This window comes from Paraherbaspirillum soli, from assembly GCF_042654985.1.
Taxonomy (GTDB): Bacteria; Pseudomonadota; Gammaproteobacteria; order Burkholderiales; family Burkholderiaceae_D; genus Paraherbaspirillum; species Paraherbaspirillum soli.
Map to the genome: position 1 here is coordinate 97,496 of NZ_JBHSMT010000030.1, position 14,065 is coordinate 111,560.

Genomic DNA, 14,065 nt, shown 5'->3' on the forward strand with positions numbered 1-14,065 from the left:
CGTATTTGATCTTATTCTGTTTTTATTCCGCATCCATTTATTAATAACTCCCTCATCTAGGATTTGATAATGACTTTTAAACCTTCCCGTTTACTGGTAGTGCTTTTTGCAGCTGCTGCATTGCCTGTCATGGCACAAAATCTCGCCGTCGTGAATGGCAAGGCAATCCCTTCCTCGCGCGCCGACATGATGGTCAAGCAATTGTCGGCACAAGGCGGCCAGCCTGATTCGCCGGAACTGCGCGCGATGGTCAAGGATGAGCTGATCAATCGCGAAGTCCTGATCCAGGAAGCCGAAAAGAAGGGCCTGGGCAACGACCCTGAAGTCAAGGCGCAAATCGATATCGCCCGTCAATCGATCGAAATCCGTGCCCTGGTTGCGGACTTCGTCAAGAAGAACCCGGTCAAGGATGGCGAAATCCAGGCTGAATACGACAAGTTCAAGGCCCAGGCCGGCGACAAGGAATATCACGCACGCCACATCCTGGTTGAAAACGAAGCCGACGCCAAGTCCATCATCGCCAAGCTGAAAGCCGGCGGCAAGTTTGACGATCTGGCCAAGCAATCGAAAGATCCAGGTTCGGCAACTAGCGGCGGCGATCTGGGCTGGGCAAACCCAGCTTCTTTCGTGAAGCCATTCTCCGATGCACTGGTTGCCCTTAAAGCTGGCCAATTGACTGAAACTCCAGTCAAGACCCAATTCGGCTACCACGTGATCAAGCTGGAAGAAGTACGTGCAGCCAAGATCCCTACCCTGGCAGAAGTGAAACCGCAAATCACTGAAGCGCTGCAACAGCAAAAACTGCAAGCCTACCAAAAGGAATTGCGTAGCAAAGCGACAGTCAAATAAGACTTTCGCTGCAGCTGCAACATCCAATAAAAAAGCGCTCCTCGGAGCGCTTTTTTACATCTTTAAATCTTTAACTAACAAAATCGGTTTTCAGGCAATTCAGAAAAACGGCAAATTCAAAGTATCGCTGCGCCGAAACGACTCAAACGCGGCAAATAATATTTCGCGCTATCCAGCGAAAATAACACGCGCTCAACCTGGCCGGTCAACAGTTCGCGCCTGACGAACCCGATGTATCTGGAGTCCTCACTGTTGTCGCGGTTATCGCCGAGCATCATGTATTCGCCTGCAGGCACCTTGATCGGTCCGAAAGAGCGAGCCGCCGGATACTCAGGCAGCACGATGATCGGATGCTTTTGCCCCAGAAGATTTTCATTAAGAACCAGCTGCCGCCCTGCTGTGTCGGGGACCAGTTGGCTGGCAACATCGCCTGTCGCCAGCACGTAATCCGCCGCCACATTGTTGATGAACAAGCGCTCGCCGCGCATTTCAACCACGTCCCCGGGCACCGCGATCAAGCGCTTGACCAGCCGCACCCCATCCTTCGGCGAACTGAAAGTGACCACATCGCCGCGCTGGGGATCAGCGATGTGTTTGAGGATGATATCGGTGAAAGGGAGTTTTACATCGTAGGCCACGCGGTTGGAAAAAATCCGGTCGCCTATCATCAGAGTCGGATACATGGAGCCGGACGGCACCTCGTACCAATCTGCGATCGCGCTACGCGCAAACGCCATGCTCACTACGAGAATCAGGAATACCTTGTTACGGGCAAGCACTTTTTTCAAAGTAAGCATGAGATCTCCAAGTATTGGGGACCTCGAAAAACCGTAGCGAGCGACCCAAGGTCGGGTCAAGAAGCGCAACCGTACGGATGTACGGCGACGATCTTGCCAACCCTGCAGGCCCGAGATTGGCGGGCTTGCCAAACCCTGCAGTAGGTTTTTCGAGGTGCCTATTAACCAGTCGAATCCTGGAGATAATAACCGCACACAATAATTGCTGCACGGCCAGGCGGGATTTACCCCACCCACTTACGCGCGTTGCGGAACATCCGCATCCACGGCGAATCTTCGCCCCACGCCTCCGGATGCCAGGATTGCTGCACCGTGCGGAACACGCGCTCCGCATGCGGCATCCAGACGCTGAAGCGGCCATCCGGCGTGGTGACTGCCGTGATCCCTTGCGGCGAACCGTTCGGGTTATACGGATAAGCCTCGGTCACCTGTCCCTGGTTATCGACGAAACGCATCGCCACCAGCGCCCGGTTGATGTCGCCGGTTTGCGAGAAGTCGGCAAAACCTTCGCCATGCGCGATGGCGATCGGGCTTTGGGTGCCGGCCATGCCCTGCAGGAAAATCGATGGCGAATCTTCGACCTGCACCATCGAAAAGCGGCCTTCGAATCGTTCCGATTTGTTGCGCGTGAATTTAGGCCAGGCTTGCGCGCCAGGGATGATGGATTTCAAATTGCTCATCATCTGGCAACCGTTGCAGATACCCAGCGCAAAGCTGTCGTCGCGATTGAAGAATTGCGAGAACTGCTCGGCCAGCTTGGCATTGAACAGCACCGTCTTGGCCCAGCCTTCGCCGGCTCCCAGCACGTCGCCGTAAGAGAAACCGCCAACCGCGATAAAGCCCTTGAAGTCATCCAGTCTGGCGCGGCCGGTGATCAGGTCACTCATGTGGACATCGACTGCGGTAAAGCCCGCTTTATGCATCACATACGCGGTCTCGATGTGCGAGTTGACGCCCTGCTCGCGCAAAATCGCGATGCGCGGCTTGGCGCCGCTGTTAATGAATGGCGCAGCAACGTCGTCCTGCAGATCGAAAGTGATTTTCGGCGTCATGCCGGGGTCGGCCGCATCCAGGATGCGCGCGTATTCGGCATCGGCGCTGGCTGGATTGTCGCGCAGGCGGGCGATGCGCCAGCTGGTTTCGCTCCACAGGCGATGCAGGTCGGTGCGGGTCTGGCTATAAATCGTCTTGGCGTCGCGGCTGAATTCGATCACATCGCGCGCGTTCGGCTTGCCGATGATATGACTGCAAGCGCCCAGGTTATAAGTGCGCAACACGTTCATCACATCCGATTTTTGCTCGGCGCGGACCTGGATCACTGCGCCCAGTTCTTCGTTGAACAAGGCGCGCAAGGTCAGTTCGTTGCGACGTTCGGCAACTTGGGCGGTCCAGTTTTTGGAGTCGCCCCAATCCGCCGCGTGCTCGCCTTCCATGGTCAGGATGTCGAGGTTGAGCGACAAGCCGCTGTGTCCTGCAAACGCCATTTCGCACAAGGTGGCGAACAAGCCGCCATCGGAACGATCGTGGTAAGCCAGCAGTTTTTGCTCGCTGTTGAGCTGCTGGATCGCCGAGAAAAAGCCCTTCAGGTCTGCGGCGCTATCGACATCCGGCGTCTCGTTGCCGATCTGCTGCATGACTTGGGTCAACGCCGAAGCGCCCATCCGGTTCTTGCCGCGTCCGAGGTCGATCAGGATCAGCGCGGTATCGCCAGCATCGGTGCGGATCTGCGGCGTCAGCGTGCGGCGGACGTCGGTCACCGGCGCAAAGGCCGACACGATCAACGATACCGGCGAGGTCACCGCCTTGCCCGGTTGCGGCGTCGAGCCGTTTTCTTTCTTGCTGTCGGTCCAGGTGGTGCGCATCGACAGCGAATCCTTGCCGACCGGGATGCTGATGCCCAAGGCCGGGCACAGCTCCATGCCGACCGCCTTGACCGTGTCGAACAAGGCGGCATCCTGGCCGGGCTGACCGCATGCGGCCATCCAGTTGGCCGACAGCTTGATGTCGGAGATATCGGCAATCGGCGCCGCCGCGATATTGGTCAGCGCCTCGCCGACCGCCATGCGGCCGGAGGCGGCCGCGTCGATCACGGCCAGCGGGGTGCGCTCGCCCATCGCCATCGCTTCGCCCAGATAGCCTTCAAAACTCATGCTGGTGACGGCGCAATCGGCCACCGGGACTTGCCACGGGCCGACCATCTGGTCGCGCACCGAGGTGGCGCCGACGGTGCGGTCGCCGATGGTAATCAGGAACGATTTATCGGCTACCGTCGGCAGTTTGAGCACGCGCTGCGACACTTCCAGCAGATCCATGCCGGTCAGATCGACCGCCGGCAGATTCTGTTCGACGCGGGTCACGTCGCGATGCATTTTGGGCGGCTTGCCGAGCAACACATCCATCGGCATGTCGACCGGCGAATTATCGTGCTGCGCATCGATCACGCGCAGCTGGCGTTCTTCGGTCGCATGGCCGACCACCGCGAACAGGCAACGTTCGCGCTGGCACAGGTATTCAAACAGCGGCAGGCTGTCCGGCGCAATCGCCAGCACATAACGCTCTTGCGATTCATTGCTCCAGATTTCCTTCGGCGCCATGCCGCTTTCTTCCAGCGGCACTTTGCGCAAATCGAAAATCGCGCCGCGCTTGGCGTCGTTGGTGATTTCCGGGAACGCATTCGACAGGCCGCCGGCGCCGACGTCATGGATAGACAGGATAGGATTGGCATCGTCCATGGCCCAGCAGGCGTTGATGACTTCTTGTGCGCGCCGTTCCATTTCCGGATTGCCGCGCTGGACCGAATCGAAATCCAGGTCGGCGGTATTGGTGCCGGTCGCCATCGACGACGCCGCGCTGCCGCCCATGCCGATCCGCATGCCGGGACCGCCCAGTTGAATCAGCAGGCTGCCGACCGGCAGATCGTTCTTTTTGGTGTGCTTGTCCGAAATGCTGCCGATGCCGCCGGCGATCATGATCGGCTTGTGATAGCCCTGCACATTGCCACCGACGTTTTGTTCGTAGGTGCGGAAATAACCGCCCAGGTTCGGCCGGCCGAATTCATTGTTGAATGCGGCGCCGCCAAGCGGGCCGTCGATCATGATTTGCAACGCCGAAGCGATCCGGTCCGGCTTGCCGTAAATGCCCGCTTTGCCATCCACTGCAGCGGTTACGTCTTGCGCGTTTTCCCAGGCTTGCGCCGCTTCCGGCAGCAGCAGGTTGGACACGGTGAAGCCGGTCAAACCCGCTTTCGGCTTGGCGCCGCGGCCGGTTGCGCCTTCGTCGCGAATCTCGCCGCCGGCGCCAGTCGAGGCGCCGGGGAACGGTGAAATCGCGGTCGGGTGATTATGCGTCTCGACCTTCATCAGGATGTGGGTCAGCTCATCCGTGGCCCGATAGACATTGCCCTCTGCCGCGCCGCGCTGATAAAAGCGCGATACCGTCGCGCCCTCGATGATCGACGAGTTATCGCTGTAGGCGACAATCGTGCCCTTCGGTTGCAGCTGGTGGGTGTTCTTGATCATCGCGAACAGCGATTTATCCTGTGCCTGACCGTCGATGGTCCAGTCGGCATTGAAAATCTTGTGGCGGCAATGCTCGCTATTGGCTTGCGCAAACATCATCAACTCGACATCGGTCGGGTTGCGTTGCGCACGGGTGAAGGCAGCCACCAGGTAATCGATTTCATCCTCCGACAGCGCCAGTCCCAACTCGCTATTGGCTTGCGCCAGAGCGGCCTTGCCGCCGGCCAGCAGATCGACAAACGCCAACGGTTTGGCATCCAGTTCGCGGAACAGGCCGGCCGCCTGCTCGGCGCTGCGCAATACCGTTTCCGTCATGCGGTCGTGCAGTATGTCGGCAATCGCCCGGACGCTGTCGTCGCTGAGCTTTTTGGCGCCGCCCAGCAAGCCGGATTTGAGTTTTACCTGATACGCAATGCCGCGCTCAATGCGCTTGATGTGCGTCATACCGCAGTTGTGGGCGATATCGGTAGCCTTGCTGGCCCACGGCGAAATCGTGCCGAAACGCGGGATCACGATGAATGTTTCACCCTCGTCGTCGCCGGTAAACGGATCGCCATAGGTCAATAAGGCGCCCAAACGGCCGATGTCATCCTGACTGAGAACCGTGGATGCATCGACAAAATGATCGAAACGCCCGCTTACTTCGACGATATTGCTATCAATCGACTGTAACTGCGTTAAGAGACGTTGGGAACGGAAGGCAGGCAGAGCATTTGAACCGGGCAAAATCAACATGGCGGGAGGGGAGTTGATGCAGCATGGCTGCGGGTTAAATCGGGAGCCGACATTATACAGCGATGCCCCCGCAAATCCTTAGTCCTGCGCATGATATTGCATGGCAATACTGAGGCGTGAAGACCTCCCGACCAACACGCCTCCCCCATGCCTATGACAACAAACGCAATAAGGGCGCCCCTAAAAACCTACTGCGCGCCCCAATCTCGGGGCTGCGATGCCCACCGTGCCTCCGTACGGCTGTAGGTGTTGCAACATCGTCACCCCGACCTTGGGTCGCTCGCTATGGTTTTTCGAGGCGTCCAATAAGTTAAAAATCCTTCAACACAATCTTCCCGATCACATGCCCCGCCTCCAGCGCCGCATGAGCCTGACGCAAGTTGGCGGCATTGATCGGCGACAAAACCTGGGTCACGGTGGTGTGAATGATCTTGCTATCGACCAGCCGCGCCACTTCATCCAGCAAATTGCCCTGTTCCTGCATGTCGGCGGTCTGGAACATGGAACGGGTAAACATGAACTCCCAGACGAAGCCGGCGCTTTTGGCTGTCAGCAGATTGATTGGCAGCGGCGCGCTGTTTTCGACGATGGTGCAAATCGTGCCTTGCGGCGCAATCGCAGCCGCCGCGGCTGGGAAATGACGGTCGGTATCGTTCAGGATCAGCACGTAATCGACGTTGTCAAAACCGCGTTCCTTCAACTCTGCCGCCATGTCGCCGAAATGATTGACGACTTGGTGCGCGCCCAACTCACGCACCCACTGCGCCGACTCGGGCCGCGAAGCGGTCGCGATCACGGTCAGGCCGGCCACCTTGGCCGCCAGCTGGATCGCGATCGAGCCGACGCCGCCGGCACCGCCGATGATCAGGATGGATTTGCGCGGAGTGACATGCGACAAAGCATGCGGCGGCGTTGGCACCTGCAGACGGTCGAATAGTGCCTCCCAGGCAGTAATGGCGGTCAGCGGCAATGCTGCCGCCTGCTCGAAACTCAGCGTTGCCGGCATGTTGCCGACGATCCGCTCATCGACCAGCTGAAACTCGCTATTGCTGCCGGGCCGCGTGATGTCGCCGGCATAGAACACTTTGTCGCCGACCTTGAAACGGCTCACATCGGGCCCCACCGCCTGCACCACGCCGGCCGCATCCCAGCCCAATACGCGCGGCGCTTTTTCGACGGTCTCTTTGGGTGCGCGAACTTTGCAGTCAACCGGATTGACGGCGATGGCCTTGATTTCAACCAGGATGTCGCGCCCCTGCGGGATCGGTTTGGCTAGCGTGACGTCGAGCAGGGATTCCGGATTCTCGATGGGTAAATAACGGGTTAAGGCGATGGCTTTCATAACAGCTCCTTGATGAGGTTGAACAGGCTTCGACAAGATCGAATAAAGCGCATTATGATTATGTCGATATGTTTTATGAATACCGTAAAATTTGATTTACTTTCAAACAGGATTTGCCAATGTATTCGACCACCGACTTGCAGTTGTTCATCCATACCGCCGACCTCGGCAGCCTGTCGCAAGCGGCGCGCCAGCTCGACCTGCTGCCGGCCACCGCCAGCGCCAGCCTGAAGCGGCTGGAACAGCAACTCAATGCGCGCCTGTTTGTGCGCTCCACCCGCAGCATGCGGCTGACGCCGGAGGGCGCGTTGTTCCTGGATGTCAGCCGGCAGGCGCTGGCGCTACTGAGCGAGGGCGAGGCATTGCTGAGGGCCGATGGCGCGGTGCGCGGCCATCTGCGCTTATCGATGCCGTCCGATGTCGGCCGCAATGTGTTGCTGCCCTGGCTCAACGAATTTCAGGAAATCCATCCGCAAATCACCTTGTCGCTGCAATTCTCGGACCGTGTCATTGACCTGTTTCGCGACCCGGTGGATATCGCTTTTCGCTACGGCAAGCTGGACGACTCGACGCTGATCTCGCAGCCGCTGGCGGCCAGCCGCCGGGTGGCGGTGGCGGCGCCGGCCTACCTCGCGCGACACGGCACGCCGCAATCGCCGCAGGAACTAGCCGGGCATAATTGCCTGCTGTATTACCTGCAGCGCGGCTTGTTCAATAACTGGCGTTTTTATTCGGGCAAGCACCCGATCGACATCAAAGTGCGCGGCGACCGCATGACCGACGACGCCGCGATTGCGCGCGAATGGGCGGTGGCCGGCATCGGCATCGCCTACAAGTCGTGGCTGGACGTGCGCCGGGATATCGCCGACGGCAACCTGGTGGCCATCCTGGAGCGATTCACCGGCGAAGAAACGCCGTTGAACATGGTGTATCCGCATCGCAGCAGCGCATCGCCTGCGGTGCGGGCGCTGTTGGGATTTTTACGGGAGAAATTTGATGCGATCCAAAACCGCAGATGATTCTGCCAATCGCAACATGTAGGGCGGATGAGCGCAGCGTTATCCGCCGTTTGATGTGCCACATGTGCTTGACGCATCCAAAACGGCGGAAGGCGCTGCGCTTTTCCGCCCTACGAATTATGGATTGACGAATTGGCCAAACCCCGCAGGAGATTTTTTAGATCCGGCCTTATGAAAGTATTGCGTAACTTAAATAACTGCCGTTACTCTCACCACTTACAAACCATACGCTCCCAAGCAAAATGACCTTTCAATATTCCATCGACCTTGCCGCCCTGCCCCTATTTTTAATGCCATCCGCTGATGCAATACGAGGTGCATTATGAGACGCACTTACGCCGTGATCGGGCTGGGCGCGTTCGGCTCCACCGTCGCCACGCAACTGGCGCGGCTCGGCAACGACGTCATCGGCATCGACCTCAATCCCGACCTGGTCAACGACGTGGCGGACCACATCATCCAGGCAGTGGTGGCCGATGCCCGCGATGAAAAAGTCCTGCGCGACCTCAGCGTGCACGAATGCGATGTGGTGGTGATCGCCATCGGCGAAGATCTGGAAGCCAACTTGCTGGCGACGCTGATCGTCAAAAGCATGGACAAGCCCAAAGTCTGGTCCAAGGCGCTCAACCACAACCACCACCAGATCCTGCACAAGCTCGGCACCGACCACATCATCCATCCCGAGCACGAGATGGGTTTGCGGCTGGCGAACACCCTGATCTATCCGGAAGTGCTGGACTACATCAGCCTGGGCCACGACCAGTTCACGGTCGAAGTGCGCGCCTCGGAACGGCTGGCGGGCAAAACGCTGGAACATCTGCACCTGCCGGAACACCACGTGCAATGCCTGCTGGTCAAACACGAAGAGCGCGTGATGGCGCCGGCCGACGACCAATACCTGTTCCAGGTCGACGACCAGATCGTGCTGCTGGGCACTTTGGGAAATTTACGCAAGATCATCAAATACCTATGAGCCGCGCATGAGACCAGTCCCGCCGCCGAAGCGTCTACTGCTGCAAGCAAAAAACCATCTGCTGGGCCTGGCGCCGCCGCAATTCCTGACGCTGTCTTTTGTACTGCTGGCGCTGGCCGGGACGCTGCTGCTGAAGCTGCCGCTGGCGACCCATACCCCGATCAGCTGGCTGCAGGCGATGTTTACCGCCACTTCCGCTTCCACTGTGACCGGTCTGATCGTGCTGGATACCGGCACCCAATTCACCTTGTTCGGGCAGTCGGTGCTGATCGTCCTGATGCAATGCGGCGGCCTGGGACTGATGGCGTTTGGCGTGCTCATCATCCATGTGATGAGCGGCCAGCTGGCATTGCGCCATCGGACCGCCCTGCGCGAAGCGCTCAATCAAAGCGAGCAGGCCGACATGCGGCGCATATTGGGCTTGCTGTTCGGCTTCACCATCAGCATGGAATTGCTGGGCACGGCCTTGCTGGCGCTGCATTGGGTGCCGCAGCTGGGATGGTCGCGCGGTCTGTTCTACAGTTTTTTTCACGCGATCTCGGCGTTCAACAATGCCGGCTTTTCGCTGCAATCGGACAATCTGGCCAGCAACGTCGGCGATCCGCTGATCAATATCGTGATTACCGGCTTGCTGATCTCGGGCGGCATCGGTTTTGTGGTGGTGGCCGACATGCTCGGCAAATCGCGCTTTCGCGATTACTCGCTGCATACCAAATTGATGCTGATCGGCACGCTGGCGCTCAACCTGATCGCGATGCTGGTGATCCTGGTGCTGGAATACGGCAACCCGGCGACCTTGGGCGGGCTGTCCAGTTTCAGCACCAAATTATGGGCGGCCTGGTTCCAGGCGGTCACGCCGCGCACCGCCGGCTTCAATACAATCGACATTCAGGCGCTGTTGCCGGCCACCGCGTTTTTCATCATGGGCTTGATGTTCATCGGCGGCGGCAGCGGCTCGACCGCCAGCGGCATCAAACTCAGTACCTTCATGGTGCTGCTGCTGGCAACCAGGGCTTTTCTCCGGCAGCGCCAGCATCCGGTAGTGTTCGGCCGCAGCCTGGATTCCAACGTGATTCTCAGGGCGCTGGCGATTACCGTCATTTCCTTGTTCTGCGTCATCACCGGCACTTTGCTGCTGACGATTACCGAGAAGGGGCCATTCCTCGATCTGGCGTTCGAAGTGGTGTCAGCCTTCGGCACCGCCGGCTTGTCGCGCGGCCTGACCGCCGATTTGTCGATGGCCGGCCAGTGCGTGATCATGCTGCTGATGCTGATCGGCCGGGTCGGCCCGCTGACTCTGGCGTTCACACTGGCCAACCCGCACAGCACCCGCATCAAATATCCGGTCAGGCAAGTCAACATCGGCTGACCGAAGACCGGTCAGAGCTCGACCATTCCCAGCTCCACCTCGCCGTAACGCTGACCGACGATACGCTCGGCGGCCAGCGCGGCCTGGATCGCAACCAGTTCATCCGCCTGCAACGCGATCCCGGCGGCCGCCACGTTCTCTTCCAGATGCCGGATCTGCCTTGCCCCGGGGATAGGCACAATCTGTTCGCCCTGCGCCAGCAGCCAGGCCAGCGCCAGTTGCGCCGGGGTGCAGCCGCGCCGATCGGCCAGCACGGTCAGCGCCTCGATCAGCGTCCGGTTGCTGTGCATCGCCGCATCCTGGAAGCGCGGCAGCGTGCGCCGGTAGTCATCGGCCGCGAGTCCCTGCGTGTCGTTCAGCTTGCCGGTCAAAAATCCCCGACCCAACGGACTGTACGGCACAAAACCCACGCCCAGCTCGACGCAGGCCGGCAACACTTCACGCTCCGGCTCGCGGCTCCATAACGAATATTCAGACTGCACCGCCGCAATCGGATGCACCGCATGGGCGCGCCGCAACGTGGCGGCGGAGACCTCCGACAACCCCAGGTGGCGCACCTTTCCGGCCCGCACCAGATCCGCCATCGCGCCCACCGTATCCTCGATCGGCACTTGCGGATCGACCCGGTGCTGATACAGCAGATCGATGCTTTCCACCCCCAGGCGCTTGAGCGAACCTTCCACCGCCTCGCGCACATGTTGCGGGCGGCTGTCGACCCCGGCCATGCGCGCCACGCCCTCGCCGTGCGGCAGGATCTTGAACCCGAATTTGGTGGCGATGGTCACCTTCCCGCGCACCGCTTGCAGGGCGCGCCCGACCAGCTCCTCGTTGACATAAGGACCGTAAACCTCGGCCGTATCGAAATGGGTGACGCCAAGTTCGACCGCATGTTGCAAGGTGCGGATCGATTGCGCCTGGTCGGCGCCGCCATAGGCGAAGCTCATGCCCATGCAGCCGAGGCCGAGCGAGGAAACGTTCAGGCCATGCCGGCCCAGTGTGCGGATTTTCATAGCAATTACTCCTATATCAGTGGTGACGCCGATAGTATCCTCTGCTAAATTACTTCCGATAAGCCATGTTATGACGCATGAAATACTGAACATAATTCATCAATGACCAAACCCGACCTGACCGAACTGGACGCCTTCGCCTGCGTGGCGCGCCATCGCAACTTCAACAAGGCCGCCCTGGAACGCGGCGTTTCCGCATCGGCGCTGAGCCATGCCATGCGCAAGCTGGAAACCCGGCTGGGAGTGCGCCTGCTCAACCGCACCACGCGCAGCGTGACCCCGACCGAGGCCGGCGAACAGCTGCTGGCATCGCTAAGACCGGCGTTGCGCGACATCGACAAAGCACTGGATGAAGTCAACCGTTTCCGCGACACGCCACGCGGCACGCTGCGGCTCAATGTGCCACGGCCGGCGGCGCGGCTGCTGCTGGCGCCGCTGTTCGGGCGCTTCCTGGCGGCCTACCCGCAAGTCCGGCTGGAAGTGGTGACCGACGACGGCCTGGTCGATATCGTCGCCGCCGGCTTCGACGCCGGCATCCGCTTCGGCGAGAGCCTGGCACGCGACATGATCGCGCTTCCGCTGGGACCGGCGCTGCGTTTTATCGTGGTCGCCGCCCCGGCTTACGCCGCCGCGCATGGCTTGCCGCAACGGCCGCAAGAATTGAAGGAGCATGCCTGCATCGGCCGCCGCTTTCCGAGCGGCGCGGTGTATGCATGGGAGTTCGCCAAGGATGGCGAAACGCTGGCGCTCCAGGTCGATGGTCCGCTGCTGCTGGACGACGACGAACTGATGATCCGCGCCGCGCTGGACGGCGTCGGCCTGAGTTATGTCTACGAAGTCCAGGCGCAAGAACTGATCGCCCAAGGGCGGCTGTTGCGGGTTCTGGACGACTGGTGCCCGCCGATGCCGGGTTTCTATCTTTATTACCCGAGCCGGCAGCAGATGCCGACCACCTTGCGGGTGCTCATCGACATGCTGCGCGGCAAACCGGTTTAGTCCTGCAAACAAAAGCGTCGAAACAGGCTCTAATCCGTCAGCGGCCAACATATTTCATCAAAGAGATGTAAGTTTTCCACGCCGACTCTGACCAATGGGAAGCTGGTTCAGGGCAATCCGTTTTAAAACTTCAGGAGAATCTTTCATGAGCACCCGACGCAAGGTCATTTTCAGGGGCACAAGCTTGTTGCTGGCGGCCGGACTGCTGCCGCTCTGGCGCTTCCATCGCTCAGCCGCGGCGGCCGAAGTATTCGAAGTCACCAAACCCGATGCGGAATGGCGCAAATTGCTAACCGACACGCAATATGCAATTTTGCGGCAGGAAGGCACCGAGCGGCCGTTCACCAGCCCGCTCAACCACGAAAAGCGCCCCGGCCTGTTCTCCTGTGCCGCTTGCGATCTGCCTCTGTTCTCGTCCAAAACCAAATACGACAGCGGCACCGGCTGGCCCAGCTTTTGGCAGCCGCTGCCGAATGCGATCGGTACCCGCAAGGACAGCACCTTCGGCATGACCCGCACCGAAGTCCACTGCCGCCGCTGCGGCGGCCATCTGGGGCACGTGTTTGACGACGGCCCGAAGCCGACCGGTTTGCGCTATTGCATGAACGGGGCGGCGATGAAATTCAAGGCCGACGCCTGAGTGAATAATTCAAGGAGAAACACAATGAAATCGAAATCGCAACGCATCGCCGGCGCACTCTGCACCGTATCGCTGCTGGTCGCCGGCGCCATCTGGTGGCAGCCCGGCATCTCGGCCGAACTCGCGGTCAAAATCCCGCCGCCGCTAGTGGATGAGACCGTCGCACCCGACGCCGCAAGCGAAACCGCTGTACTGGCCGGCGGTTGTTTCTGGGGCGTGCAAGCCGTGTTCCAACACACCCAGGGCGTGACCCGGGTCGTGTCGGGCTACGCCGGCGGCGCCAAGGACACCGCCAAATACGAGATCGTCAGCAGCGGCTCCACCGGCCACGCCGAAGCGGTAAAAATCAGCTTCGATCCGCACAAGATCACTTACGGCAAACTGCTGCAGATCTATTTTTCCGTGGCGCACGACCCGACCCAGCTGAACCGGCAAGGGCCGGATAGCGGCAGCCAATACCGCTCCGCGATCTTCTACGGCAACCCCGAGCAAAAACGGATCGCCGACAGCTATATCGCCCAACTGGACGCCGCCAAAGTCTATCGGGGACACGTGGTAACCCAGTCCGTGCCGCTGAACGCCTTCTATCAGGCCGAGGACTACCACCAGGACTACGCCACCCTGCACCCGGCCCAACCCTATATCGCGATCTACGACCTGCCCAAGATCGACAACCTGAAGCGCATGTTCCCGGCTGAATATCGGGAGAAACCGGTTACCGTGGCGGCTATTAAATAATAGTAGGGATAGTAGGGCGGAAAAGCGCAGCGCCTTCCGCCGTTCTGGATGCATCAAATGTCTGTGGCACATCCAACGG

Annotated in this window: 11 protein-coding genes; 7 read left to right on the forward strand and 4 right to left on the reverse strand. The window is 59.8% G+C overall.

The window, feature by feature from the left end; genetic code table 11:
• Positions 1 to 69: 69 nt before the first annotated feature.
• Positions 70 to 849, forward strand: a complete 780-nt coding sequence (locus ACFPM8_RS20455; RefSeq protein ID WP_379000451.1) for a peptidylprolyl isomerase — start codon at positions 70 to 72, stop codon at positions 847 to 849.
• Between the two features lie 116 nt (positions 850 to 965).
• Here the strand turns inward: ACFPM8_RS20455 and lepB are convergent, their stop codons facing one another.
• From lepB to ACFPM8_RS20470, 3 genes are all read right to left on the reverse strand, one after another.
• Positions 966 to 1,646 (reverse strand): signal peptidase I, encoded by a 681-nt coding sequence (gene lepB / locus ACFPM8_RS20460; RefSeq protein ID WP_379000454.1) that lies wholly within the window; start codon positions 1,644 to 1,646, stop codon positions 966 to 968.
• A gap of 224 nt (positions 1,647 to 1,870) precedes the next feature.
• A complete protein-coding gene (gene purL / locus ACFPM8_RS20465) occupies positions 1,871 to 5,899 on the reverse strand; it encodes a phosphoribosylformylglycinamidine synthase (protein WP_379000455.1) in 4,029 nt (1,342 codons plus the stop codon).
• A 310-nt stretch (positions 5,900 to 6,209) separates the two neighbouring features.
• Entirely contained in the window at positions 6,210 to 7,241 is a 1,032-nt protein-coding gene (locus ACFPM8_RS20470; protein ID WP_379000457.1) for a zinc-binding alcohol dehydrogenase family protein, read from the reverse strand.
• Positions 7,242 to 7,360: 119 nt separating this feature from the next.
• Here ACFPM8_RS20470 and ACFPM8_RS20475 point away from each other — a divergent pair, with 119 nt between their 5' ends.
• From ACFPM8_RS20475 to ACFPM8_RS20485, 3 genes are all read left to right on the forward strand, one after another.
• Entirely contained in the window at positions 7,361 to 8,260 is a 900-nt protein-coding gene (locus ACFPM8_RS20475) for a LysR family transcriptional regulator (protein WP_379000459.1), read from the forward strand.
• 322 nt (positions 8,261 to 8,582) lie between these two features.
• Positions 8,583 to 9,233 carry a potassium channel family protein gene (locus ACFPM8_RS20480; RefSeq protein ID WP_379000460.1) on the forward strand — a complete coding sequence of 217 codons (651 nt, stop codon included), beginning with the start codon at positions 8,583 to 8,585 and terminating at the stop codon, positions 9,231 to 9,233.
• A gap of 7 nt (positions 9,234 to 9,240) precedes the next feature.
• Entirely contained in the window at positions 9,241 to 10,602 is a 1,362-nt protein-coding gene (locus ACFPM8_RS20485) for a TrkH family potassium uptake protein (protein WP_379000462.1), read from the forward strand.
• An 11-nt stretch (positions 10,603 to 10,613) separates the two neighbouring features.
• On the opposite strand, the gene ACFPM8_RS20490 is transcribed toward ACFPM8_RS20485, so the two are convergent.
• Positions 10,614 to 11,612, reverse strand: coding sequence for an aldo/keto reductase (locus ACFPM8_RS20490; RefSeq protein WP_379000463.1), 999 nt, complete (start codon positions 11,610 to 11,612; stop codon positions 10,614 to 10,616).
• A 102-nt stretch (positions 11,613 to 11,714) separates the two neighbouring features.
• Here ACFPM8_RS20490 and ACFPM8_RS20495 point away from each other — a divergent pair, with 102 nt between their 5' ends.
• From ACFPM8_RS20495 to msrA, 3 genes are all read left to right on the forward strand, one after another.
• Positions 11,715 to 12,608: a LysR family transcriptional regulator gene (locus tag ACFPM8_RS20495; protein WP_379000466.1), complete on the forward strand. Its 894-nt coding sequence runs from the start codon at positions 11,715 to 11,717 to the stop codon at positions 12,606 to 12,608.
• A gap of 145 nt (positions 12,609 to 12,753) precedes the next feature.
• Entirely contained in the window at positions 12,754 to 13,248 is a 495-nt protein-coding gene (msrB, locus tag ACFPM8_RS20500; RefSeq protein WP_379000469.1) for a peptide-methionine (R)-S-oxide reductase MsrB, read from the forward strand.
• Positions 13,249 to 13,272: 24 nt separating this feature from the next.
• Positions 13,273 to 13,986, forward strand: a complete 714-nt coding sequence (msrA, locus tag ACFPM8_RS20505) for a peptide-methionine (S)-S-oxide reductase MsrA (RefSeq protein WP_379000470.1) — start codon at positions 13,273 to 13,275, stop codon at positions 13,984 to 13,986.
• The last annotated feature ends 79 nt before the right edge of the window (positions 13,987 to 14,065 follow it).